Below are 23,716 nucleotides of genomic sequence, written 5' to 3'. Positions count from 1 at the left end.
GATCAGGAAAGTGCGCTGGAGGGCAGTGAGCGCCAGCTGACGGCTACGCCCAGCTGGTTGAAGACCTGCGTCCAATAGGCCCGCAGCGGGCCATTCTGTTCGGTCTCCCAGCCCGGGCGCTCGATCAGATGGATTTCCATCGTAACACCGGCCAGAGCAAATCCGTATTCGTTGCGAATGGCCTGAACGGTCTGTTCGACCGGCGGCAGACGATCCAGCAATGGGCCGCGCGACCGGCCATATACCGTGAAGATATCGGAGTTCTGGAGCATATCGCTGACCAGGACCATGCGGCGGCCGGGAACCGTCTGCGCCATTGTCTCGTTCTGCGTGAGAGCCGCCAGGGCTTCCAGGATCGGGCTTTGCGGCGCATCCTTGGGCACAACAAGGTCGGCAAGGGCGCGCTGCAGGGGGGCATCGAAAAGCGATTCGTAGCGCGCCTGGATCCGTTCAGGATTGCGATAGAGCGGATTGACCTGATCGCCGCTGCCCGGATTGCACAGCGAGAACTCATTGGTGTCGGCCAGGCGGCCAGACTCGTCGAGTTCGAAAAGCGAAAGACGCTCACCGATCGCCATATTATCGCGCTCCGTCAGAATAATCTGCTCGATCGCAATTGCCTGCTGGGCTGAGTAGCGGTCTGTCTTGTCGATAATAACGACCCGGTGGGGAGGAATGACGCCGGCGATACACAAAGTGTCAGCGTCATATTCTGCGGGTCTCAGATTGATCGCGAAGTAGCTGACGGCTGCAATAACGCCAGCTACCACGATCAGGTTGAAAATACCGATAAGGTCACGACCGGACATAATTCACCTCCCCCAAGGCGGGATCAGCGCGGACGGGCTGATCCGAAATCTTCTGCCATCTCCATCAACAGGAGCTGGGCTTCTGCGATTTGCTCGTCCGGCGAATTGCGTCCGCCAGCCGCTTTCTTGACCACACGGTTCAGTTCGCGAGCCGAGCGCTCGGCACGGCGTTGCACCACACCAAAGCCCGGGATCGCATCATCAAACGTGCGGCCCTTGTAGGCGGCGATGATGGCAAAGGTCAGGCCCAATGTCAGCAGAAGATACGCTTCCAGCGTCTGGAAAGAAAACGGAGCGGCGATCAGGTGCTGGATCGGTGCGATCAGTTCGCCCGTTACCTCGGTTCCGCCCAGTGCCAGGGTAGCGGCATGGATTTCCAGCAAGTCGCGATAGTGTGCCGCGGCCAGGTTCAGGACCGCAATAAAGGCCACTGCGACCGGCAGGCCGATAATGGCCGCCATGAAGGACCAGCGCTTCTGCGGATTGGTCATGTGCCGCAGGCAAAGATAACCGATCACGAAGAAGGCCGTGATGACGTTCACAAAGGATACGGTGATCGCTTGCAGCCATCCGCCTAGCAAGCCGAGATCCGAGCTGCCGGAAAAGAAGTAGGCATTGGCGAGGCCTTCGAACAGCACCAGCACAGCCAGAACCGAGAAGGTCAGAATGTGTGAGTCCGGGTAAATCGCCGAACGCTCGATCGGCTTGCCGGCATTGCCGCTTTTTTCCTTGCCGATCGGGTCGTCGAAGGCCCAGCCGGAAGTGCGGCGGAAAGCTTTCAGGTTTTCGAAATCGCGGCGTGCCCGGGACAACGAGAATTGCAGGTCAAAGTCCTGAATGTGTGCACCGCTGGCAAAGTGATCGCTCGCCAGCGAACGTGAACGATGGTCACGCTCGTCTTCAGGTTTGTAATATTGAGGACCCGCTACCGGGTTGAAGTCGTTTGCAGCCATGATCTCCCCCAAGAATTTCAATTAGACAGCCCGCGTCGGGAGTGACGCAAGGAATTGGTTAACCACGAAATGTGGCAGATTACGGCGGCAATACGGGCTGAATTGGGGTCATTTGATGGGCAATGGGATCGAACCGTTTATGTTTGGTTCATAAAGGGAGGTGCGCATGGCGACGACAAGACGCGAATTACTGGGTGGATTGGCGGTCGGGGCAGGAGCTCTGGCGGCGGGGCCGGCGGGCGCTCAGGAAAGGCTCACGGCAGAATCACTGGACTGTGCCGGTGGTGTTTTCGGAGTTGATTATACCGGCGAAGAGATCGAGCAGATGCTTATCGGCCTTGATGACTGGGCGGACAGCATGGCCCGGTTCCGGGCTATTGATCAGCCGAATACGCTTCAGCCGGCAACTGTCTTTGATCCCCGGCTGCCTGGAGTGGCGTATGATCTCCCCGAGAGCGGCATCAGCCTTCGCTCTGACGGCTCGTCTGCCATGCCAGTATCTGACGCCGATATTGCGTTTTCGCCCGCTTGGCAGCAGTCGGCATGGTTACGCAACGGGCAAATCACATCCCGTCGGCTGACCGAAATCTACCTGTCACGTATTGAACGTTTTTCCGGCGAGCTGGAATGCTTCATCACGGTCACCCCGGACATTGCTCTGGCCCAGGCCGATGAGGCTGATGCGGCGTTTGCGCGTGGTGAAGTGGCTGGACCGCTGCAGGGGCTGCCCTATGCGATGAAGGACATTATCGACATTGCAGGAATTCGCAGCACCTGGGGCGCGACACCCTTTCAGGACAGGATCGCTGAAGAAACCGCGACCGTCGCAGCAAATTTGCGCGCCGCCGGAGCGGTGCTCCTTGGAAAGTCGACCAGCGGCGCCATCGCCTACAATGATCTCTGGTTTGATGGCCTGACGCGGAATCCGTGGAATACGGATGAAGGCTCGTCTGGTTCAAGCGCTGGATCGGCGTCTGCGGTAGCGGCAGGCCTGGCCAGCTTTGCGATCGGCACCGAAACGCTGGGATCGATCATCTCGCCTTCGCACCGTTGCGGTGCAACCGGGTTGCGCCCGACATTCGGGCGGGTGTCGCGGGCGGGCGCAATGGCGCTGTGCTGGTCTTTGGACAAGATCGGCCCCATCACCCGGGATGTTACCGACACGGGCCTCGTCCTTGCCGCCATCAACGGGAGCGATCCGAAGGATGCCTCATCTTCCGATTCCGCGTTCGGCATAGACTGGTCCACTGATCCCTCGAGTTTCCGTGTCGGCTATATTCCCGAAATCATGGAAAACGCTGCCGAGCCGGATCGGGCAGCAATGCAAGCGGTACGAGATCTGGGCTGTGAGCTGGTCGAGATCTCACTGCCTGAATTGCCTTATGGCGCTCTGTCCACGATCTTGCAGGTCGAGGCAGCAGCAGCATTCGAGGAACTGACGCTGTCTGGCAGGGATGACGATCTGCGCTGGCAGGAGCCGCGGGCCTGGCCGAACACCTGGCGGCGTGCGCGGCTGAATTCGGCAGTCGATTTCGTCAATGTCGACCGGTTCCGACGTGATGTCTGCCAGATGATGCACAGCGTATTCGAGGATTGCGATGTGATCATCGGCCCCAACTTTGCCGCCAGCATGCTGCTCATTACGAACTTCACGGGTCATCCAAGCCTGATCCTGCGCAGCGGCTTTACCGAGCGGACGCTCAATCCGCTGACGGCGAGCGGAGCAGAGCGGCAGGAGGAAACCTTCCGAATGCCATATGGCTCCAGCCTCTGGGCGCCGCTGTTCCGTGAGGACCGTCTGATCTTGCTGGGGCGGGCGATTCAGGATCGCCTCGGGGTCGCAAACGAGCGACCGGAGGCATTCTCATGATGCAGGACCACGTATTTTATGATTGCGCGACCGCACCCAGCCCGCGTCGCGCCCGGATGGTTTTCGCGGAAAAAGCCTTGGAAGTACCGACCGTCCAGGTCGATTTGCGGCATGGCGAGCAATTGGGTGAGGCGTTCAGGGCGATCAATCCGCGTTGTACTGTCCCCGCCCTCAAATTGCCGGATGGTACCGTCCTCGGCGATAATGCTTCGATCGCGCGCTATATCGAGGAAATCCGCCCTGAACCGCCGCTGATGGGGCGGACACCGGTGGAAAAAGCGATCATTGCGGAATGGAATGCCATCGTTGAATTTGAAGGGCTGATGGGGATTGCGGAAGTTGTCCGGAACGCTTTGCCGGGCATGAAAGGCAGGGGGCTGACGGGGCCGAAATCCTACGAGCAAATCCCCGAACTGGCCGAGCGCGGCAGAGCCCGTGTGACACAGTTTTTCGTGACGCTCGAAAACCGCTTGGCCGAGTCTGCCTATGTTGGTGGTGACGCATTCTCTCTTGCCGATATCACCGCGTTTGTTGCGGTCGAATTCGCATCCTGGGTCAAAATGGTTCCGGACGAGAATCAAGCGGCTCTGGCTGAGTGGCGTCAGGCCGTTAGCGAGCGGCCAAGCGCGAAGGCATGACGACAGATATGTGACATCACTGCAACGTTTGGTCCGAAATTGCTTTGAAACAGTTCTAATAAAGGGAGCTGAGCTACCTTTTAGCGCCCTTAATGCTTTTTCCGCCAAAGGAAATAAGCCAAACTTGGGCCATCAAAAACGCGGCGAAGTCCGCGCAATCGAAACTGGTTAGAACCAGGACCGGGAGGAATATCGAATGAAGCTTGTAAGCCGTGCAGCCCTTATGGCTGCGGTTGCCGCAGGGGCATTGTCCGCTCCGGCATTCGCACAGGACCGACAGACGGTCGATGTGATTACCGTTACCGCGCAAAAGCGTGAGCAGGGCATTCAGGACGTTCCTGTTGCTGTGACCGCCTATAGCGGTGAATTGCTGCAAAATTCCGGTGTCCGTGACATCCGTGACCTGGCTGTCATCGCTCCGGGCCTGAACGTCACCTCGACGTCCAGTGAATATTCGACCACGGCCCGTATTCGTGGCGTCGGCACCGTGGGTGATAACCCCGGTCTCGAATCGTCGGTCGGCGTCGTTATTGATGGTGTGCCGCGTGCACGTAACGGTGTGAGCTTCGGCGATCTGGGGGAGATCGAACGTATTGAAGTGCTGCGCGGCCCGCAGGGCACGCTGTTCGGCGCCAACACGTCGGCCGGTATCATCAACATTGTTACCGCAGCCCCTGAATTCGAATTCGGCGCCAGCCTTGAAGCGACCTATGTCACTGACGGTGCTGATGGTTTCCGCGTTGCCGGTAGCGTGACCGGACCGCTCGCCGAAGATCAGGCAGCCTTCCGTCTGTATGCGGCTCGCGGCGACCGCGACGGCTTCCAGTCGGTGCAAACCTTCAACGGTCCGCGTACGCAGACCGAAGACAATGATCAGGATTTCTGGACCATTCGTGGTGCTGTCCTGTTCAATATCGGCGACCGTGGCGAGCTGACGATCCAGGGCGATATGACCGAGCGGGATGAGTTCTGCTGCGGCGCTCCGTCCATCGTTTCCGGCCCGACGGCTGCAGCGATCAACGCACTGGTGCCGGGCGGCCGTCCGATGCCGGGTTCTGAAGATCCGTTCAGCCGGGTGATCCAGTCCAATCGTCCGACAGACCAGACCATCGAAGACGGCGGTTTCCAGTTCGAATACACGTATGAGTTCGACAATTTCGAGCTGACGGCGATCGGTTCGACCCGCGATTATGAAATCGTCACCGGTCAGGATACGGACTTCACCGGTGCTGATATCGTCTATCGTGACCCGGCCCTGAACTCGTTCGAGTTTGGCAATTCGACCTTCGAGCTACGCGCTCAAGGCCAGACGGAGCGTCTGGACTGGCTGGTGGGTGCATTCTTCTCGAACGAGGATCTCGTTCGGCGTGATGCCATCCAGTACGGTTCCCAGTTCGAGGCCTATCTGGGCCTGATCGGTGGCGGCAATCCGGTACTCGTGACGACCCTGGCGAACGGTCTGGGTGGTGCTTTCATTCCGGGCTATACGCCGCTCGCTCCGGGGCAAGGCTTCCCGGCGGGCAGCGCCAATTCCGGCGGTGACCGCTATGAGCAGGATGGTCAGGTCTTCGGCCTGTTCACGCACAACACCTTCTCGATTTCCGACAGCACCGAACTGACCTTCGGCCTGCGCTGGAATTCGACCGAGAAAGACGCAATGGCGAATTTCTCCCCGTCGAATGCTCCGGCTTGTGATGTCTGGGAAACGGTGTTCGGCGAAGCGCTCGACTGGAGCACGGCCCAGAACCAGGCAATCCTCGCTGGGTTCTCGGGAGCTTCGGGTGTTCCGGTGGCGAGCCTGATCCAGTTTGGTACCTTTACCTGTCTGCCGAGCGCGCGTGATGCGTATTCCAACATCAACTTCGACCAGTCGTTGTCGGAAGACGAAGTGACGGGGCTTATTTCCCTGTCGCACCGCTTCAACGAAGACTTCCTGATGTATGGTACGTATTCGCGCGGCTACAAGGCCGGTGGCTTCAACCTCGACCGTTTCACACAGTCCGGTTCGAATGCCGTGAACTTTACCAACGTTCTGGCAGGCACCAGCGAATATCCGGCCCAGTTCGATCCGGAAATCGTCAACTCGTTTGAAATCGGCATCAAGACCGAAGCCCTGAACGACACGCTGTTGGCTAACCTGTACATCTTCTACTCGGATTTCGAGAGCTTCCAGCTGAACACGTTCAACGGTCTCGGCTTCTTCGTGACGTCACTGAACAATGGTGCGGTTACGCAAGGTGCAGAGTTCGAGCTGCTGTGGTTCCCTGAAAGCGCTCCGGGCCTCACCCTGCAGGGTGGCATCACCTATGCCGATGCCAGCTATAACAGCTTTGCACCGACAGGAACGGCAGATGTCGACCGTCTGTCCGGCCAGAACTTCTCGCTGGCACCAGAGTGGTATGCCTCCGGCTCGATCAGCTATGTCCGTCCGTTCGGTGACGGCATGCAGTGGCTGGCCCATCTGAATGGCCGCCTGCTGTCCGAGCAGAACACCGGTTCCGACCTCGACCCGGAAAAGGTCCAGGATGGTTATGCTGTGTTCAACGGCCGCATAGGCATTGGTGCCGAGGATGAAAGCTGGTCGCTGGAACTCTTCGCGAATAACATTTTCGACGAAGACTACATCCAGGTTGCTTTCGACGGTCCGTTCCAACCGGGTTCGTTCAATGCCTTCCTTGGGCAACCGCGGACAATCGGTCTGACGCTTCGCGCCCGCCGCTAGGCGGTCCGCAAACGGGGAAGAGGGCCGGAGTTCCACTCCGGCCCTTTTTCATTGTGCTAGAATCGGGATTTCTGGATACAAAGGGGGCCGGCGCCTGTTTCCGGCCATCGAAGGACTCTGAATGACACCAGTTCAACGCACATTGCTGACAGGGCTCGGGGTGTTCCTGGTTTTCGCAATTGTGGTCACCAACATGACCTCCGTTGCGCCCGGACGGCTGGAAGCACACCTGCAGGCAGCTGTCGATGAAGCCTTGGCAGATCGCTCCTTCGGTTGGACTCGCGTGACCGTTGACGGGCAGGTGGCAACGCTGCGCGGCCGCTGGCCAAATGAAGGGGTGCATCAGGCTGCGATCGAGGCCATTTATAATGCCGAATGGTCGGGGGGCGCGCTCGCTGGCGGGATTACCCGCGTGATCGATGAATCGGTTGCCCAGGAAGGCGATGCCCCCAGTCAGTTAACACTTATCCTCTCCAGCGATGGTCTGGAGGTTCTGGGCATTGCACCTGACGCTTCTGCCCGCGAAGACATCACAAGCCTGGCGAATGTTCTCTTCCCGTCACGCGTCTCGATCCGGATGTCGACCCGCGATGGTGACGCCAGCACGGCAGGCTGGACCGAGGCGGCTTCGCAATTGTTGTCGGCCATTTCTCGCCTTGAAGAAGGCGCGGGACGGCTGGAGGCGGACAACATCACGGTTTATGGCGTCGCCAGCAATCAAGCCCAGGCTGACAATGTCATCACCGCTATCGAGGCGGCCCCGGCCACATTCCACCCGGTCAGCTGGATACGCACGGACACAACATCGGTTGGCACGATCCTGACATTGCAGGATTGCTCACGGCTGATGGATGCCGCCAGCTTGCTGGGCCGGTTGCGGTTCAATCCGGGAAGTGCCCTTTTGGCGGCCTCGTCTGACGAAACGCTTGAGCATTTGGCGGCCGTATCCCGGGCCTGCCCGGCAGCCGCATTGACGGTTTCCGTAAGGCCGGTCGTGGCTGGCGACGGGGAAGCCGAGACACTGGCAATGGCCAGGGGAGAATCGATCCGCTCGGCGCTGGCCGAAAGGGATATCGATCCGGCGGGTATTCTGGTGCTCATCAATGCTCAACAGGACCAGCTTGTTCTGGTCACGCCGCGAACCGAAGGAGACGGTTAGATGCTTTGGCTGATCTGGCAGATGTGGATTTTTCTCTTCATCGCCTTTGCTTTGGGGCTGGGTCTTGGCTGGCGGCTTTGGTCGTCGTCCGGAATAATCGGCAAGGAGCTTGATGACGCGAGAGAACAGATCGCGCGCCTTCAGCGCGAGAATGACAGCCTTTCCAAACTCGCAGCTCAGCGTCAGGCCAGACTCGAAAGCGCGACCCGGGAACATGGATCAGATCCGGTGAAGACCGGCGCGTCGGAAAAGGGCGCTACAACCCCCAAGCCGAAAGCGTCCGCCAAACCAAAGGCCAAGAAGGCAATTCCGGCCAAGCCTGACGATCTGACAGCGCTAAAGGGCCTGGGCCCGAAAGCGGCAGAGGCGTTGAATGCGGACGGTGTCACGACATTTGCCCAGATCGCAGCCTGGACCGCGAAGGATATCGCCAGCTGGGATGAGAAGCTGACGGCCCGCGGCCGGATTGTGCGCGATGACTGGGTTGGTCAGGCGAAGGCCCGCATCGGCTAGTTTTGCCAGTGCAGGACGTCCTGTGCGTTATAGGCATCCGGCCGGTCCGGCATGGCGCCGCTCCGGATCAGGATTTCCAGGAAAATCGACTTTTCGCCAGCGCTCGGGTCCAGATGGATGCCGATGCCAACGCTTGAGCCGGAAAACCGCCGGCTGCCAAAGGTCTGCCCGACACTGCCGCCGACACTGACCGGCCGGTCGTCATCGCCCTGGCTTGAGCGCGAGACGACGATGAACCAGCTTCCGCCCTGTTCCAGCGTCAGTTCCGCCGCTCGGCGGAAGGCCATGTCCTCAAGCTCGCTGAACGTGACGTCAGAACCGCCATCGAAGCGGACGCGATACCGATCGGCCTCGATCTGCTGCTCGGAATAGCCGCGATTGGTTCCGGCTGCCGGCGCATAGGTGGTTGGCGTCGACGCGCAGGCAACCAGGGTGCTAGTGATCGCAACAATAAGCAGTGGTCTCATCTTCAACCTTTCGAGCTGGCGACAGACACCTCCATCCGGTCGAGAAGGTCCAGCGCACTGTCGGCGATAACCGTGCCGGGCGGAAAAACGGCCGCGGCGCCCATCTGGCGGAGCACGGGAGCATCGTCGGGCGGGATCACACCGCCAACGATAATCAGCATGTCCCCACGCCCGCGATCACGCAAGGCATTCCTCAATTCGGGCAGGAGCGTTAAATGGCCCGCTGCGAGTGACGACATGGCTGCCGCGTGGACATTTTCGGTATCGGCAAGCTCGGCGGCTTCTTCAGGCGTCTGGAAGAGTGGTCCGATTACGACATCCCATCCCATGTCGGCAAAAGCCGATGCCACGACTTTCTGACCGCGATCATGACCGTCCTGGCCCAGCTTTGCGATTAGGATTTTCGGTTTGCGGCCCGTGCGGTCCTTGAAGGCTATGGCCGCTTTTCGTGCCCGCTCGACTTTCGGATCGTCGCCAGCTTCCTCGGCGTAAACGCCCTTTATCACCCGGATATCCGCTTCGTGTCGGTTGAAGGCTGTCTCGAGAGCTGAAGAGATTTCGCCGACCGTCGCCTTGGCGCGTGCGGCATCAACGGCCAGCGCCAGCAGATTACCTCCATTGCGGGCGCCTTCTGTCAGAGCGGCCAGCCTTGATGAAACCTCTGCGGCGTCCCTTTCCGTGCGCAATCGCGCCAGCTTTTCTTCCTGTTCCTTCCGGACCTGATAATTATCGACCTTGAGAACCGGCACATCCTCTTCCTCGTTGAGGATGAATTTGTTGACGCCGGTAATGGTCTGCTGGCCGGAATCGATACGCGCCTGGGTTCGGGCAGCCGCCTCCTCGATACGCAGTTTCGGAGTACCTTCCGCGATAGCTTTTGCCATTCCACCCAAATCATCGACTTCACGAATATGGCCCAACGCGCGTGCCGCCAGATCCTGTGTCAGGCTCTCGATGAAATAGGATCCGCCCCAGGGGTCGATGGCATCAATCAGCCGGCTTTCCTCGGCGAGAACCAGCTGTGTGTTGCGGGCGATCCGGGCCGAAAAATCTGTCGGCAGTGCCAGGGCTTCATCCAGCGAATTGGTATGCAGCGACTGTGTATGCCCATCCACGGCGGCAATCGCTTCCAGCGTAGTCCGGCCAACATTGTTGAAGACATCCTGTGCGGTAAGGGACCAGCCCGACGTCTGGCAATGGGTGCGCAGGCAGATCGACTTGTCGGATTGCGGATTGAAACGGTCCTTGACCAGACCGGCCCAAAGCAGGCGCGCGGCGCGCAGCTTGGCGATCTCCATGAAGACATTCATGCCGATGCCGAAGAAGAAGCTCAGGCGGGGCGCAAACCTGTCCACGTCCAGGCCGGCCTCGACACCGGTGCGGATATATTCCAGCCCGTCGGCGATCGTGTACGCCAGTTCGAGATCCGCCGGCGCGCCAGCCTCCTGCATGTGATAGCCGGAAATCGAGATCGAATTGAATTTCGGCATATTTTCAGCAGTATAGGCAAAAATATCCGAAATAATGCGCATCGATGGTGCAGGTGGATAGATGTAGGTATTGCGCACCATGAATTCCTTCAGAATGTCATTCTGAATCGTTCCGGTCAGCTTGTCGGGAGACACGCCCTGTTCCTCGGCGGCCACGATATAAAGAGCCATGATGGGCAAAACGGCCCCGTTCATGGTCATCGATACGCTCATTTCATCCAGCGGTATGCCGTCGAAGAGCTCGCGCATGTCATAGATGGAATCGATCGCCACCCCGGCCATGCCAACATCGCCGGCAACGCGTGGATGATCGCTGTCATATCCCCGGTGGGTGGCGAGATCGAAAGCCACTGACAGACCTTTCTGTCCAGCGGCAAGATTGCGCCGGTAGAAGGCGTTGGAGTCCTTCGCCGTGGAGAAGCCCGCATACTGGCGAATGGTCCAGGGGCGCTGAAGATACATTGTCGGGTATGGCCCGCGCAGAAATGGTGCTTCGCCCGGCAGCGTCGAACGCAGGTTCAGCTGACTATCGCCGGCTTTGTAGGCCGGTTTGATTGCAATGCCTTCGGGCGATTGCCAGACATCTCCACCAGCTATTCCGCCACCCGCCGGCATATTGAAGGCGCGGTCGCTGAAATCGATACGGGCGGTCATGCGGACTCTCCCGGATTTGAAAAGTCTTCAAGGCGGATCGGCGTGAAGCGGTCATCTCCATAGGGAGGAGTATCGCCGTTCAAAAATTTCATTTCCCGAAGGTCCGGCGCAGCGTGTCGGCTAACACCAATCAGAACCGATTGTTTGTCGCGATAACGCGCAGCCAGCTTGCCGCTTGCAGATGAAACATCGCCACCAAAGCCTTCAGCGTCTCCCAGAACAGAAAAACCGCCATGACGCTCTGTCGTCTGGAAGATATCCCAGGCCTGCCGGGCCAGTTGCTCGCTCAACTTATCATGCAGGAAGGAACCAGCAGCCGGATCGGCAACCACGCCGGCATGGGATTCTTCTTGCAGCAAAATGTGCAAATTCCGAGCCGTGCGCCGCGCCAGACGGTCAGGCCGGCCCAGCGCATGTGTTGCCGGATGAATGCTCATCGTGTCCGCACCGCCGACTGCGCCGGCAAAGGCTGCAGCCGAAATACGGATAATGTTGGTCCAGGGATCCTGCCGCGTCATCATGCGCCCGCTGGTTACAGCGCGAATCATGACAAGCTTAGAGATGTCATAAGCCTGCAGGATATTTGCGAGCACAAGGCGCGCGGCTCGCAATTTGGCAATCGAGAGATGGATATCGGCATCGACCGCCATGACGGTCTCGATTTGCGAGGCTGCTCGTGCGGCATCCATGCCGCTCTCCAGCAGGCGTCCGAGGGCTTCATTGAAGCCGGATGCCGCATAGGCAATTTCCTGGGCTTCCGAGCCGCCAGCTTCATGCACCGTCCGTGCATCGATCGAGGCAATCATGAAGCCGTCAAATTCGCTGGCGAGCGATGCCAGGTCCGAATGATCTGCGCGCAGACCCAGCCCGCCGGACTTGGCTCCCAATGAAATCAGGGCGCGGCCAATCTCTGCAGCATTGAACGCGCCGCCAGGCTCGATATGTACGGGGGCAATGGACAGATCAACGCCCTCAAGTGCCGCTGATAGGTCGTCACCGGTCGTGACGGGGACGCCGTAGCGGCCTGCCGGATCCAGATGCAGTCCGATTTGGGTCACGCCGCCCAGCAAATCGGCGATAATCGCGGCATTGGCGTCTTTGAGTGAGGCGTCGGCGAAACTCTGGCGGATTTGCCAGGGCAGATGGACCGGGCGCGTCGCGCGCGCCATATCGGGCAGGCCGGGCGCCGAGAAAAAGACCGGACCGCGGCGAATTCCGTCCGCGGTAGACCGCACCAGCGTTTCCTCGAAATCGGCACCGCGAAGCGCCTTGTCAGCAATGATGCGCCAGGCATCAGACAGGCTTTGCGACATGTCCTCGTCGGGGGCGTGGATTTCCTGGTCAGACATCTAGAATCCCATGGGCCGGATAAGGCTGGAAGAAAGGCGTCCCCGCTGCCTAGGTCAAGACGCAGTTCAAGGATAGGGTGGCAACTGCTCCACGCCCATACGCAGTCACATAGGCTTCTGTGATCACAGGAGCAGGTCATGACAACAGAATCCTCACCGCGCCTCGGCCTTGATTATGTCATGGCGGCGCAGGCCCAGAAGCATGTCACCGTCAACGAGACCTTCCGGCGCCTCGACGCACTGGTCCAGGCCAGTGCGAACAGCCGGAGTGTTGATATCGAACCGGTCAGCCCGTCGGAGGGCGACGCCTATATCCTCGGTGAAAATCTGGTCGGCAATAATTGGGCATTGATGCAACCCAATTCGCTTGCGGTTTTCAGGGATTCTGAATGGGCAGAGATCATGCCATCGACCGGCTGGCGGGTCTGGCTGGAAGACTCTGAAGAATTGCTGGTGTTCGATGGGTCGGACTGGAAGTCTTACACGGCGCTGATCTCGGTCATCCAGCAACTTGCCCGGTTGGGGGTCGGGACGCAGGCGGATGAGGCCAATCCCTTCGCGGCCAAATTGAACACCGCCTTGTGGACCGCGCTTGGCGTTGCCGAAGGCGGTACGGGGGATCTGCGTTGCACGCTGAACAAGGAATCCGGCGCCAACATTCTGTCGCTTCTGTTCCAATCGGATTATGAGGGCCGGGCGGAAATCGGTCTTATCGGCGACAATAATCTGCTCCTGAAGCTCAGTAGTGATGGAGTGAGCTGGGTGGACGTTCTTCGCGCCAGCCCGGATCGCGTCGACGTCGGCGCCACTGAGGGGCTGTGGCTGGAACGTCTCAATGGCGACGCGCTTTCGGCGCGCCGCAATCTGCTGATCAATGGCGATTTTTCTATCGGTCAGCGCGGCCAGCAATTCCTTTCGCCCGTCGCCGGTGAATACTTTCTGGACCGCTGGAAGTTCGTCTCTGACGGAGGTATGAGCTGCGAATTCTCAAGAGAGAATTTCAGTACTGGCCAAACGGACATTTCCGGCAATCCGCGACACTTCCTCGAATGGCGGCTGACAGGCCTTGCGACCGGCAATCCCTGGATTGAACAGCGCATCGAGGGGGTGGACAGACTGGCCGAAGGTCCGGCCACATTGTCGTTATTTGCCAATGCAACACGCAGCGTTTCGATGGTTGTCAGGGTCAGGCGACACTTCGGTTCGGGAGGTTCGCCGACCGACGTTGTTTTTCAGCAGACACTGTCACTGTCGACCGGCTGGCAACGGTATTCTGTCGCCGCTGCCATTCCGGCATTGTCCGGCAAGACACTGGGGCAGGGCCATCGCATCAGTGTGGAGTTTTACCTTCTCGGCGGAGAAACCGATGTCGATATCCGGCTGGCCGACATCCAGCTGGAGGCAGGCAATTTGGCGACGCAGTTCGAGCGCCGGTCAATGTCTGAAAATCTCCGGCTATGCCAGCGCTATTTCGTGAAGACGTGTCCAGTGGACGACCTCGTCGCGGGAGCAGGGATAGCCGGCAGGTTGACAACATCGACGTCAGGGCCAGCGCAATCGGCGGTGTTCGACTGGCGACTGCCGGTGGAGATGTGCGCTACTCCGGCTATTGAGGTCTACTCGCCGGCCTCTGGCGCCAGCGGAATGGTCGATGCGTCCGGAACGGATATCGCTGCCAGCGTAATCTCAGCTTCAGTGAATGGTGTCGCCATCCAGAGTGCCGCTCACGGAACGCTGACGCTCGCCCATGTCCACATCACTGCCGACGCAGAACTGTAGACACACACAGAAAGGTCAGAACATGGATTTTCTCGACATTGGAGCCACAGCAGTCTCGGGCGGTGTGCTGGGCACGCTGGGGACCGCACTTGGCCGGGTGACGGGCTATTTCGAGCGCCGCGCCGAACACCATCAGGAAAGGGAACGTTGGCAACATGAATTGCAACTGGAGGAAACGCGCGCCCGCCATGCAGTGGATGGCGCCGAACTGGGACAGCGCAGCGCGCAGCAAACTGCCAGCTACTCTGCCCTTGCAGAAAGCCAGCGCAACGCAGCCGTACTTGAATCCGGCTATCCTTGGGTGGCTGCCGTTCGGGCGCTGGTCCGCCCGGTACTGACGCCGTTTCTCTGGCTGCTTTATCTGATCGTCTTCTTCTCGGTCATGTCTGGCGCGGCCGATCAGTTTCTCGATGATGCCGCCGAGGCAGAATTTGTCGGGTATTTCATTGCCAATATCGCCTTCACCGCCAGTGCGGCGACGCTCTGGTGGTTCGGCGATCGTGCGCGGCAATTCCGCTAGAAGGACTTCGCCAGGCGCATCAGCGCCGCTTGCAGGGCCGGATAGACCTTGTTTGTCATGGCATGACCATTGGCGTTGATTATGGACAGGCGCGATCCCGGGCAGGCTGTGCGCAACCGCCATGCAGCCTGCACAGGACAGACCACATCATACCGGCTCTGGATGATCTCGACCGGAATATCCATCATCCGGCCGGCATTCCGGAGCAATTGGTCGTCTTCCAGAAAGCAATTGTTCGCGAAGTAGTGAGCTTCGATCAGTGAATGGCTGACGATATAATCCAGGCCGCGTGCGGCCATGGATTGCCTCGCTTCCTCCGGTTTTTTTTCGATCCAGGAAATCCGCTCTTCGTATTCCGTCCAGCGGTAAAGCAGCGAATGGCGCAAGTCTTCGATTGACGTTGCAGCGTCTTCTATCCGGCGCAAAGCCGATAGACCGGAAGCGAGTTCTGCTTGCATGTCCGCAACACTGGCGGCGAAGAAATCGCTTATTTTTTGCGCCTGAGGCGCGTTACCATTCCCTAGAAAATCCGCAAAAGCGTCCGGGAAAAGACTGGGCACGCCTGGCACAGCGTGCCACCAGGCCAGTTCCGCGCCAGTGGAAAGAAAGACTCCTTCCACGAACAGGCCAGCCACTACGTCCGGGTGAGTCTGCGCATAGGCAAGGCTAAGCGTTGACCCCCAGGACGCTCCGCCAACAATCCATCGCTCGAAGCCGAACAGACACCTCAGCGCCTCCAGATCGCCGATCAGATGCTGGGTTGTATTGCTGGCGATGTCGAAAAGCGGCCGTGATCGCCCGCATCCACGCTGGTCGAACAAAACAATGTCAAAGACATCCGGGTTGAAATAGCGCCGGTGAGTCGGCGTGCATCCTGACCCTGGCCCGCCATGCAGGAAAACGAGCGGAACACCGCCCGCCTTGCCGCAGCGTTCCCAGTAAATCCTGTGGCCATCAGCGGTCTCAAGAAAACCGGTTTCACGGGGCTGTATCTCTGGAAACAGGCTCATGGGAGGATGGTGCCGCAGGGGAGAGTTGAACTCCCGACCTCGTCATTACCAATGACGCGCTCTACCACTGAGCTACTGCGGCCCAAAGCCATGGACCGCGGCGTATAACCCAAGCCGAAGCCCGCGCCAAGCCTGCCTTGACGCAAAGGCGCAGCATGGGCACACGAAGGAAATGCCGCAAGACGATTCAAAGCCATCATCCGCAGATAAGACACGCAAACAGGCCGAGCGTGAAGCCCGACTGGCTGAGGCGCTGCGAAAGAACCTCAGACGGCGAAAAGCACCTGGAAAGGCTGACAAGTCGCCTTGAAATGGCCATGTGCAACGCTTGAATATTCGTCTGGGGTAAGCGCGAAAGCAGGACATCAATGGATTCAATAAAGATTCGTGGCGGCCGCCAGCTTAACGGTGAAGTGGACATCTCCGGCGCCAAGAACTCGGCGCTCAAATTGATGGTGGCCACCATTCTGACCGATCAGCCGCTGATTTTGACGCGGATGCCCGATCTGGCGGATACCCGCTTCCTGACGACTTTGCTGGAACATCTGGGCGCCGGGATCAGCCGCACGGGTGACAGGATGCAGCTGCAGACGGCAAGGCTGAATAGTGCCGAAGCGCCTTATGACCTCGTCCGGAAAATGCGCGCCAGCTTTAACGTGTTGGGGCCTCTGCTGGCCCGCAATGGCGAAGCCCGCGTCTCGCTCCCCGGGGGATGCGCCATCGGCGCCCGCCCGGTGGACCTTCACCTGAAGGCGCTGGAAGCGCTGGGGGCTGAGATCGAACTGTCCGAAGGCTATGTCGAGGCGCGCGCGCCCAAAGGGTTGCACGGTGGCGAAGTGATCTTTCCTTTCGTCTCCGTCGGCGCGACAGAACATGCCATGCTGGCTGCCGTCATGGCCAAGGGTGACACTCTGCTCGAGAATGCCGCGCGGGAACCCGAGATTGTGGATCTGGCCGATTGCCTGATCGCCATGGGCGCGAAGATTGAAGGCGCTGGCAGTGCCACTATCCGCATCACCGGCGTCGACAGGCTGGGCGGCACGGAACATGCGGTTGTCCCCGACCGGATCGAAACCGGAACCTATGCGCTGGCTGTGGCGACGGCTGGCGGCGATGTGCTGCTGAAAGACGCTGTCTGGAAGCACAACGAAGCTCTATGGGACCGGCTGTCGAAGGCCGGCGCGGATTTGTCGAACGAGGACGGGGGCATTCGTGTGCGGTCAATGAATGGCCGCCTGAAGGCAACGGATATCGAAACGCGCCCCTATCCGGGGTTCCCGACCGATGAACAGGCCCAGTTCATGGCTGCGATGTGTGTCGCCGATGGCCGTTCAGTCATTCGAGAGACGATATTCGAGAACCGTTTCATGCATGCGCCGGAATTGATGCGCATGGGGGCGAAGATCGATCTGCGCGGCAATGAAGCGATCGTCACAGGGGTCGAAAAACTGCGCGGTGCGCCTGTCATGGCGACGGATTTGAGAGCGTCGGTCTCGCTGGTCATTGCCGGACTTGTTGCCGCAGGTGAAACAATGATCGGACGCGTCTATCATCTCGACCGGGGATTCGAGCGACTCGAGGAAAAACTCGCAAATTGCGGGGCGGATATCGAGCGCGTGAAAGAGTAGGGCGAAGCAAGTGGCACGACGCAAACCGCTCAGGCTGGCTGCCGAGGATGCAGGCGATCTGGAAGTGCTGTCGGCTGCCTTGCAGGACGCTGTCGCCCAGCTGGGCGATTTCAGCTTCGATCGCCGCCGGCGGCGGTTTACGGCCGTCTTCAATCGTTTTCGCTGGGAGGATCGTGGATTTGGTGAAGCCTGGCGCACGCGCTCGGCTTTCGATGTTTCCGGCGTGCTCGGTGTCAAATCCAAACGCCTGAAGCGTGGCGCGCCATCGGCTATCGTTTCTTTGCTCTCAATCTCCTTCGAACCTGGCGAAGCGCCGGGTGGTGTTCTGGTGCTGGCTTTTTCCGGCGGAGGTGAAATGAAGCTGGAACTTGAATGTATTGATGCGCTTCTGGCCGACATCTCGGAACCCTGGCCGGTGAAATCGCGCCCGGCTCATGAGGACGGCAAATGAGCGGGAATGAGTACATTGCATCCATTGATCTCGTCGGTCTGAAGACAGGAGATACGACCGCTGATCGTGAGCGCCGTGTGGCTATCTCGGACCTCCTCGACGCCAACCAGTTTGCCCCTGAAGGCGCCAGTGCCGGACCCTATAATGTCCAGCTCTCCATCGACGACGGCCGTCTGACGATTGATATTCGCACGGAGGCCGGGGACCCGGTCCATGCCTTTCTTTTTTCGCTCGGCCCCTTCCGGGGAATCTTCAAGGACTACTTCATGATCTGCGAGACTTATCATGAAGCCGTTCGTGATTCCTCGCTGGCCCAGATCGAGGCCATCGATATGGGCCGGCGCGGGGTTCACAATGAAGGCGCCGAACTGCTGCGCGAGCGGTTTTCGGGCAAGATCGAAGTCGACTTCGAGACCGCAAGGCGACTGTTCACACTGATTGGCGCCCTGCATCATCGCGGTGGAGCCTGATTTTAAGACAGGTCCGGGCTCGACTTTTTACCCCTGCAAAGACTATATACCGCGCCGCGCGGCCTTTTGTGGTATGCTAGCGCGTTGATTCACCGCCATCACGAGGAGCTCATGGCGAAAGAAGAATTGTTGGAATTTCCTGGCGAAGTGACGGAATTGCTGCCGAATGCGACCTTCCGTGTGAAGCTGGAAAACGACCATGAGATTATTGCCCATACGGCAGGCAAGATGCGCAAGAACCGCATTCGCGTTCTGGCGGGCGACAAGGTGCTTGTCGAAATGACGCCGTACGATCTGACCAAAGGCCGGATCACCTATCGCTTCAAGTAAACGTTAGAGCGGCCAGCATGACACAGCCATTGCAGCTCGTGCTGGCCAGCGCATCGCCGCGCCGGCTCGAGCTCTTGCGCCGGATCGGTGTGGAACCTGACCGGGTTCAGCCAGCCGATATCGACGAAACCGAAATTCCCGGAGAAACGCCGCGCCAGCTGGCCGAGCGCCTCGCCGTGTCCAAGGCATCGGCCATCCCGGCAGACGATGCGTTGGTCCTGGGCTCGGACACGGTGGTGGCGGTGGGCCGGCGGATCCTTGCCAAGACGGAAACCGAAGCCGAGGCTCGTGCCTGCCTGAAATTGATGTCGGGCAGGGGGCATCGTGTCTGGACCGGCGTCGCACTGATCCATCCGGATGGCCGGCAGGCCGTCCGCGTGGTCGAAACCCGGGTCAGCCTGAAACGCCTGACCGAAGACGAGGTGGCCGCCTATCTCGCCAGTGGTGAGTGGCAGGGCAAGGCTGGAGGATATGGCATTCAGGGGCGCGCTGAAGCCTTCGTGACGAAATTGGTCGGATCCTATTCCGGCGTTATGGGGCTGCCATTGTATGAGACGGCCAGCCTTCTGCGCGGTTTCGGTTATCCGGTGTTGAAGTCATGAATCGTCTGATCGCTGTCGAGGAATGGGTTGGTGAAACCCGCGCTGCCATCGTCGAAAATGGCAAAGTGGTCGAGCTGCATTTCGAGCGCTGGAGCGAAATGGAAACCCGTGCCCATACGGGCGAGGTTTATGCGGGGCGGATCACCCGCGTCGACACATCCCTGAACGCCGCCTTTGTCGATCTGGGCCGGGGCGAGCCGGGCTTTCTGCCCTTTGGCAAGGCGGGCCGGCCCAAAGGCGTGCATGAGGGAGCCGCAATTGCGGTTCGTGTTTCGCGTGAGGCCTTTGCCGAAAAAGGTCCGACACTGGCTTTTGCCAATATCGAAAACCTTCCCGAGGCACCCGCTCTGATCGAGGCCGATGCCAATCTCGCCGAACGCCTGCTGCGCCGCTATCCGGAAGCGGATGTTCAATGGGCCGACGAGGCCGGTATCGACATCGACGGTGCTATCGAGGCGGCACGGGACTCTGCCATGCCGCTGAAAGGTGGCGGCAGCCTGCATATCGAGCCGACACGCGCGCTGACCGCTATAGACATCGACAGTGGCGGCCGGGCTGTGAACGCCGGACGCAAGCTGGCGCTGGACGTCAACACGCTGGCCATGCCGGAAATCGCCCGTCAGATCCGGCTGCGCGGCATTGGCGGCAATATCGTCATTGATACCCTGCACATGCGGGCCCAGCCGGACCGCAAGGCCGTCGAAGGGGCTTTGAAGAAGGCATTGAAATTCGATCCGGCGCGCGTTGATCTCACGTCCATCTCACGCTTCGGCCTGATCGAGATGGTACGTCAGCGTGCCGGCCGCTCTGTCATGGAGCATCTGCTGGGCGATGACGGCCAGCCGACGGCGGAAACGCTGGCGCTGACCGCCTTGCGTCGCCTGCAGATAGAAGGGACAGCCAATCGCGCTGCGCGTCTGACCCTGCGTATCGCGCCGCGAATCCATGACTGGCTGTCGGCATCGAAAATCGGCTGGCAGGAAGCCATGAGTGATCGCCTCGGGCCTCGATTCGAACTGGCTATGAAAGAGGGGGCGCCTCCTGATTTCATCGAGGTGACATCATGACGAAGCGGAAGATTGCCTGCCCCATCTGCAAGAAGCCGGCAGAGGAAAATTGGCTGCCCTTCTGCTCGAAGCGCTGTGCCGATGCCGATCTCGGCCACTGGCTATCGGATGATTATGCCATTCCGGGAGAGCCGGTTTCACCCGCGCCAGAAGACCCGTCTGCAGAAGACTGAAAGCAAAGCGCAAGAGGGCGTGGACAGGGCCACCACACGCGCTTATAAACCCGCCTCTCCAACGGCCCTGCTTGTACAGGGCAAGACGGCGCCCAGGTAGCTCAGTTGGTAGAGCAGCGGATTGAAAATCCGCGTGTCGGTGGTTCGATTCCGCCCCTGGGCACCATTAAAAGAGCGATATAAAACAACAGTTTAAATCGCTTTTGGCGGGTGGATGTGACTTTCGATTTTATACCTACCGCATAAGTCGTGTCCCGTTTGCGGGCGCAGTTATTCATGGTGAAAAAAGTGGTCTCGAAACTGGGACGAAGTTCGTTACTGTTCGAAACGCTGCCGCGGTTCACGGTCTAGTATTTGATTGAACCGCCGAGACGAACGGACGCTGGCATACAAGCGCTTTCTCTAAAACTCATGCCGCAGCTTACCGCTGAGTAAGTAACGAAAGCGCGCCTCTGGATCTTTATTGTCAAAGCACTAATTCGTTTTTAGACTAATTCTAATTGGGGCGGGAGCGGCTTTTTCGTGAAAGCGTTTCTTGATGCAAGCAGCTTCCTTCAGGGTCTTGGGGGAGATCATGAAAATGAGTTTTGCTCGTGTAGTCATGCTTGGCCTGATCTTGGCTGTGCGCCACTTTTCTAACACTTGCAGCTCAATTACTCACCTTATCGGAATATCCGCCTTGATGGCTATATCCAGCGCCGGCCTAGCCGCAGCGCAGGATACAACACCGCCGCGCATCTCTTCGATTGAAAGGCTGTCACCGGCGAGCTCGCCGACGAATGCGGATAGCGTCACCTGGCGGGTGACATTTGATGAGGCCGTTCAGTCTGTGACCGCAGACATGTTCAATGTCACGGGAACAACCGGAACGCTTAGCGTCACAAACAATTCAAATACCCAGACAGATGTCACACTGTCTGGCGGTGATATGGCGGCGCTGGATGCGACAGTAACGCTCGCTGCAAACACAGGGCCGCCCCCACTGACCAATGTCGCCAATGTCTGGGATATTGCTGATTACGACGCCCTTGAACTTAATGGAGCCTTGTCCGTCACGACGGCTGTGGTGGGGGGCACAACCTACGTGTTCGCGGCGGGAGCTGACGATAATGCCGTGAATGTGTTTTCTGTCGCCGATGATGGCAGTCTGACCTTTGTCGCCAATGTCAAGGATGACGTCACCCTCGAGCTTGGTGGAGCCTATTCAGTCACGACGGCAGAGGTGGGCGGGACAACCTATCTCTTTGCTGCGGGATATGTTGATGATGGCGTGAGTGTGTTTTCTGTCGCCAATGATGGCAGTCTGACCAATGTCGCCAATGTCACGGATGCCCCTGCCCTGGAGCTTGATGGAGCCAGTTCAGTCACGACGGCAGAGGTGGTCGGCACAACCTATCTCTTTGCGGCAGGGCAAATTGATGATGGCGTGAGTGTGTTTTCTGTCGGCAATGATGGCAGTCTGACCAATGTCGCCAATGTCACGGATGGCGGCGCCCTGGAGCTTGATGGAGCCTCTTCCGTCACGACGGCTTTGGTCGGGGGCACGACCTACCTCTTTGCTGCGGGTCAAAGTGATGACGGCGTGAGTGTCTTTTCTGTCGCCAATGATGGCAGTCTGACCAATGTCGCCAATGTAACGGATGACTACTTCACCCTCGAGCTTCGTGGAGCCTATTCCGTCACGACGGCTGTGGTGGGTGGCACAACCTTTCTCTTCGCGGCGGGAAATCTCGATGATGGCGTGAGTGTGTTTTCGGTTGCCAATGATGGCAGTCTGACCAATGTCGCCAATGTCACGGATGACGTCACCCTCGAGCTTGACGGAGCCTCTTCCGTCACGACGGCTGTAGTGGGTGGCACAACCTATCTCTTCGCGGCAAGTCGGAGTGATGATGCAGGTCGGAACGGTGATGATGGCGTGAGTGTCTTTTCTGTCGCCAATGATGGCAGTCTGACCAATGTCGCCAATGTCGCGGATAGGGATAGCGGTGACCTGCGGCTTGGTGGAGCCAGTTCAGCCACAACAGCTGTAGTGGATGACACAACCTATCTCTTCGCGGCGGGATATCTTGATGATGCGGTGAGTGTATTTTCCTTTGGGCCACCGGCTATAAGTGATTTTGCGGGCAACTTTCTCGCCAATGCCACGCCTACCGGCACAAATGACAACGCTTTTGTTATAGAGAACACCGCTCCGACACTAGCCATCACCGGTCCTAAGGGTCTTGTTTCTGGCGCGTTTACGGCGACCTTCACCTTCTCTGAGTATGTCACGGGTTTTGTTGTTGGCGATATCAGTGTGGGCAATGGCAAAGCGTCCAACTTCCAGGCGACAAGCGCGAGCGTTTATGTCGCCACCATCACGCCGACGGCCGAGGGGGCCGTCACGGTAGATGTCGCGGGTTCTGTTGCCGCTGATGAAGTCGGTAATAACAACACCGCGGCCACGCAGTTTTCTGTAACGAATGATGAGACAGCGCCGACCTTAGCCATCACCGGCCCTGCTAGTCCTGTCTCGGGCGCCTTCACCGCCACCTTCACCTTTAATGAAGGCGTCACGGGCTTCGTGGTGGGCGATATCAGTGTCGGCAATGGCGCAGCCTCGAACTTCCAGGCGACATCAGCGACAGTCTATACGGCCACCATCACGCCTGCGGCCGAGGGGGGCGTCACGGTAGACGTAGCAGCAGACGTCGCTGCTGACGCAGCGGGTAATAACAACACAGCAGCCAGCCAGTTCTCTGTCACCAATGATGTAACGGCTCCGACGCTGGCGATTACCGGTCCTGCCGGTCCCGTAAGTGGAGAATTTACTGCCAGTCTTGTTTTCTCTGAGCCGATCACCGGTTTTGATATTTCTGAGATCATAGTTGGCAATGGGTCAGCAAAGGATCTGCGCGCTGAATTTGCGCTTCCCAATGGAGTATCCTCTTCCAGTGCTATTCCGCCTGCCACAAACTTTCTTGTCACCATCACGCCCGCTTCTGACGGGGTTGTCACGGTCGATGTTGCAGGGGCGGTCGTTCAGGACGCTGCAGCCAACGGCAACACCGCTGCCACCC

21 protein-coding genes, 2 tRNA genes and 1 pseudogene are annotated in these 23,716 nt (G+C 59.0%); 17 read left to right on the top strand and 7 right to left on the bottom strand.

The genetic code is table 11. The annotated features are described in order from the left end of the window. Positions 1-2 precede the first annotated feature (2 nt). Together V0U79_RS12740 and V0U79_RS12735 are read right to left on the bottom strand one after the other, a co-directional pair. Positions 3-809 (bottom strand): hypothetical protein, encoded by an 807-nt coding sequence (locus V0U79_RS12740; protein WP_330199894.1) that lies wholly within the window; start codon positions 807-809, stop codon positions 3-5. Positions 810-832: 23 nt separating this feature from the next. Next, positions 833-1,762, bottom strand: coding sequence for a hypothetical protein (locus V0U79_RS12735; protein ID WP_330199893.1), 930 nt, complete (start codon positions 1,760-1,762; stop codon positions 833-835). Positions 1,763-1,928: 166 nt separating this feature from the next. Here V0U79_RS12735 and V0U79_RS12730 point away from each other — a divergent pair, with 166 nt between their 5' ends. The 5 genes from V0U79_RS12730 to V0U79_RS12710 all read left to right on the top strand — a co-directional run bounded on the left by V0U79_RS12730 (position 1,929) and on the right by V0U79_RS12710 (position 8,664). Beyond that, entirely contained in the window at positions 1,929-3,632 is a 1,704-nt protein-coding gene (locus tag V0U79_RS12730) for an amidase (RefSeq protein ID WP_330199892.1), read from the top strand. After that, the gene (locus V0U79_RS12725) at positions 3,629-4,270 is read left to right on the top strand and encodes a glutathione S-transferase family protein (RefSeq protein ID WP_330199891.1); all 642 of its coding nucleotides are present in this window, start codon (positions 3,629-3,631) and stop codon (positions 4,268-4,270) included. Before V0U79_RS12730 ends, V0U79_RS12725 begins: the two co-directional genes overlap by 4 nt. Before the next feature lie 196 nt (positions 4,271-4,466). Continuing rightward, positions 4,467-6,992 carry a TonB-dependent receptor gene (locus V0U79_RS12720; protein ID WP_330199890.1) on the top strand — a complete coding sequence of 842 codons (2,526 nt, stop codon included), beginning with the start codon at positions 4,467-4,469 and terminating at the stop codon, positions 6,990-6,992. 121 nt (positions 6,993-7,113) lie between these two features. Continuing rightward, positions 7,114-8,151 (top strand): hypothetical protein, encoded by a 1,038-nt coding sequence (locus V0U79_RS12715; protein ID WP_330199889.1) that lies wholly within the window; start codon positions 7,114-7,116, stop codon positions 8,149-8,151. Continuing rightward, positions 8,152-8,664: a helix-hairpin-helix domain-containing protein gene (locus tag V0U79_RS12710; protein WP_330199888.1), complete on the top strand. Its 513-nt coding sequence runs from the start codon at positions 8,152-8,154 to the stop codon at positions 8,662-8,664. On the opposite strand, the gene V0U79_RS12705 is transcribed toward V0U79_RS12710, so the two are convergent. From V0U79_RS12705 to V0U79_RS12695, 3 genes are read right to left on the bottom strand one after another with little or no spacing between them, the layout of a single operon-like run. Then, on the bottom strand, positions 8,661-9,131 hold the full coding sequence (locus tag V0U79_RS12705; protein WP_330199887.1) for a CC0125/CC1285 family lipoprotein: 471 nt from the start codon (positions 9,129-9,131) through the stop codon (positions 8,661-8,663). The two genes, V0U79_RS12710 and V0U79_RS12705, sit on opposite strands and share 4 nt — an antisense overlap. A gap of 2 nt (positions 9,132-9,133) precedes the next feature. Continuing rightward, on the bottom strand, positions 9,134-11,275 hold the full coding sequence (gene scpA, locus V0U79_RS12700; protein ID WP_330199886.1) for a methylmalonyl-CoA mutase: 2,142 nt from the start codon (positions 11,273-11,275) through the stop codon (positions 9,134-9,136). Beyond that, positions 11,272-12,624: a methylmalonyl-CoA mutase family protein gene (locus tag V0U79_RS12695; protein WP_330199885.1), complete on the bottom strand. Its 1,353-nt coding sequence runs from the start codon at positions 12,622-12,624 to the stop codon at positions 11,272-11,274. Before V0U79_RS12695 ends, scpA begins: the two co-directional genes overlap by 4 nt. A 138-nt stretch (positions 12,625-12,762) precedes the next feature. Here V0U79_RS12695 and V0U79_RS12690 point away from each other — a divergent pair, with 138 nt between their 5' ends. Both V0U79_RS12690 and V0U79_RS12685 read left to right on the top strand, forming a co-directional pair. Then, the gene (locus V0U79_RS12690) at positions 12,763-14,403 is read left to right on the top strand and encodes a DUF2793 domain-containing protein (protein ID WP_330199884.1); all 1,641 of its coding nucleotides are present in this window, start codon (positions 12,763-12,765) and stop codon (positions 14,401-14,403) included. 22 nt (positions 14,404-14,425) lie between these two features. Continuing rightward, entirely contained in the window at positions 14,426-14,923 is a 498-nt protein-coding gene (locus tag V0U79_RS12685; RefSeq protein ID WP_330199883.1) for a hypothetical protein, read from the top strand. On the opposite strand, the gene pip is transcribed toward V0U79_RS12685, so the two are convergent. Together pip and V0U79_RS12675 are read right to left on the bottom strand one after the other, a co-directional pair. After that, positions 14,920-15,933 (bottom strand): prolyl aminopeptidase, encoded by a 1,014-nt coding sequence (gene pip, locus V0U79_RS12680; protein WP_330199882.1) that lies wholly within the window; start codon positions 15,931-15,933, stop codon positions 14,920-14,922. The two genes, V0U79_RS12685 and pip, sit on opposite strands and share 4 nt — an antisense overlap. 7 nt (positions 15,934-15,940) lie before the next feature. Further along, positions 15,941-16,015, bottom strand: a tRNA-Thr gene (locus V0U79_RS12675). Between the two features lie 286 nt (positions 16,016-16,301). Here V0U79_RS12675 and murA point away from each other — a divergent pair. The 10 genes and pseudogenes from murA to V0U79_RS12630 form a co-directional block, all read left to right on the top strand. Further along, complete coding sequence (gene murA, locus V0U79_RS12670; protein ID WP_330199881.1) at positions 16,302-17,561, top strand: UDP-N-acetylglucosamine 1-carboxyvinyltransferase; 1,260 nt, start codon at positions 16,302-16,304, stop codon at positions 17,559-17,561. Positions 17,562-17,571: 10 nt separating this feature from the next. Beyond that, positions 17,572-18,012 carry a DUF2948 family protein gene (locus V0U79_RS12665; protein WP_330199880.1) on the top strand — a complete coding sequence of 147 codons (441 nt, stop codon included), beginning with the start codon at positions 17,572-17,574 and terminating at the stop codon, positions 18,010-18,012. Next, the gene (locus V0U79_RS12660) at positions 18,009-18,482 is read left to right on the top strand and encodes a UPF0262 family protein (RefSeq protein ID WP_330199879.1); all 474 of its coding nucleotides are present in this window, start codon (positions 18,009-18,011) and stop codon (positions 18,480-18,482) included. Before V0U79_RS12665 ends, V0U79_RS12660 begins: the two co-directional genes overlap by 4 nt. A gap of 111 nt (positions 18,483-18,593) precedes the next feature. Then, entirely contained in the window at positions 18,594-18,812 is a 219-nt protein-coding gene (infA, locus tag V0U79_RS12655) for a translation initiation factor IF-1 (protein WP_019961978.1), read from the top strand. 17 nt (positions 18,813-18,829) lie between these two features. Further along, positions 18,830-19,414, top strand: coding sequence for a Maf family protein (locus V0U79_RS12650; protein WP_330199878.1), 585 nt, complete (start codon positions 18,830-18,832; stop codon positions 19,412-19,414). Further along, complete coding sequence (locus V0U79_RS12645) at positions 19,411-20,481, top strand: ribonuclease E/G (protein WP_330199877.1); 1,071 nt, start codon at positions 19,411-19,413, stop codon at positions 20,479-20,481. The genes V0U79_RS12650 and V0U79_RS12645 overlap by 4 nt, the downstream gene beginning before the upstream one ends. Further along, entirely contained in the window at positions 20,478-20,654 is a 177-nt protein-coding gene (locus V0U79_RS12640) for a DNA gyrase inhibitor YacG (protein ID WP_330199876.1), read from the top strand. Before V0U79_RS12645 ends, V0U79_RS12640 begins: the two co-directional genes overlap by 4 nt. Positions 20,655-20,744: 90 nt before the next feature. Further along, positions 20,745-20,820: transfer RNA gene (locus tag V0U79_RS12635), tRNA-Phe, on the top strand. 117 nt (positions 20,821-20,937) lie between these two features. Then, a pseudogene (locus V0U79_RS13715) lies at positions 20,938-21,012 on the top strand (DUF2256 domain-containing protein); the annotation flags it as partial. A 324-nt stretch (positions 21,013-21,336) separates the two neighbouring features. Continuing rightward, the coding region (locus tag V0U79_RS12630; protein ID WP_330199875.1) for a beta strand repeat-containing protein at positions 21,337-23,716 on the top strand (2,380 nt) is incomplete at its 3' end.

The organism is Hyphobacterium lacteum, from assembly GCF_036330345.1.
Taxonomy (GTDB): Bacteria; Pseudomonadota; Alphaproteobacteria; order Caulobacterales; family Maricaulaceae; genus Hyphobacterium; species Hyphobacterium lacteum.
Note: the sequence above shows the minus strand (reverse complement) of the source record. Positions and strands in the feature narration are given on the sequence as shown.

Bases quoted from the DNA above. Each gene is read 5' to 3' on its own strand.
- V0U79_RS12715 (WP_330199889.1), top strand. From the start codon at position 7,114: ATGACACCAGTTCAACGCACATTGCTGACAGGGCTCGGGGTGTTCCTG.
- scpA (WP_330199886.1), bottom strand. From the start codon at position 11,275: ATGACCGCCCGTATCGATTTCAGCGACCGCGCCTTCAATATGCCGGCG.
- V0U79_RS12730 (WP_330199892.1), top strand. From the start codon at position 1,929: ATGGCGACGACAAGACGCGAATTACTGGGTGGATTGGCGGTCGGGGCA.
- V0U79_RS12705 (WP_330199887.1), bottom strand. From the start codon at position 9,131: ATGAGACCACTGCTTATTGTTGCGATCACTAGCACCCTGGTTGCCTGC.
- pip (WP_330199882.1), bottom strand. From the start codon at position 15,933: ATGAGCCTGTTTCCAGAGATACAGCCCCGTGAAACCGGTTTTCTTGAG.
- murA (WP_330199881.1), top strand. From the start codon at position 16,302: ATGGATTCAATAAAGATTCGTGGCGGCCGCCAGCTTAACGGTGAAGTG.
- V0U79_RS12685 (WP_330199883.1), top strand. From the start codon at position 14,426: ATGGATTTTCTCGACATTGGAGCCACAGCAGTCTCGGGCGGTGTGCTG.
- V0U79_RS12690 (WP_330199884.1), top strand. From the start codon at position 12,763: ATGACAACAGAATCCTCACCGCGCCTCGGCCTTGATTATGTCATGGCG.
- V0U79_RS12695 (WP_330199885.1), bottom strand. From the start codon at position 12,624: ATGTCTGACCAGGAAATCCACGCCCCCGACGAGGACATGTCGCAAAGC.
- V0U79_RS12645 (WP_330199877.1), top strand. From the start codon at position 19,411: ATGAATCGTCTGATCGCTGTCGAGGAATGGGTTGGTGAAACCCGCGCT.
- V0U79_RS12660 (WP_330199879.1), top strand. From the start codon at position 18,009: ATGAGCGGGAATGAGTACATTGCATCCATTGATCTCGTCGGTCTGAAG.
- infA (WP_019961978.1), top strand. From the start codon at position 18,594: ATGGCGAAAGAAGAATTGTTGGAATTTCCTGGCGAAGTGACGGAATTG.
- V0U79_RS12710 (WP_330199888.1), top strand. From the start codon at position 8,152: ATGCTTTGGCTGATCTGGCAGATGTGGATTTTTCTCTTCATCGCCTTT.
- V0U79_RS12640 (WP_330199876.1), top strand. From the start codon at position 20,478: ATGACGAAGCGGAAGATTGCCTGCCCCATCTGCAAGAAGCCGGCAGAG.
- V0U79_RS12650 (WP_330199878.1), top strand. From the start codon at position 18,830: ATGACACAGCCATTGCAGCTCGTGCTGGCCAGCGCATCGCCGCGCCGG.
- V0U79_RS12735 (WP_330199893.1), bottom strand. From the start codon at position 1,762: ATGGCTGCAAACGACTTCAACCCGGTAGCGGGTCCTCAATATTACAAA.
- V0U79_RS12725 (WP_330199891.1), top strand. From the start codon at position 3,629: ATGATGCAGGACCACGTATTTTATGATTGCGCGACCGCACCCAGCCCG.
- V0U79_RS12720 (WP_330199890.1), top strand. From the start codon at position 4,467: ATGAAGCTTGTAAGCCGTGCAGCCCTTATGGCTGCGGTTGCCGCAGGG.
- V0U79_RS12740 (WP_330199894.1), bottom strand. From the start codon at position 809: ATGTCCGGTCGTGACCTTATCGGTATTTTCAACCTGATCGTGGTAGCT.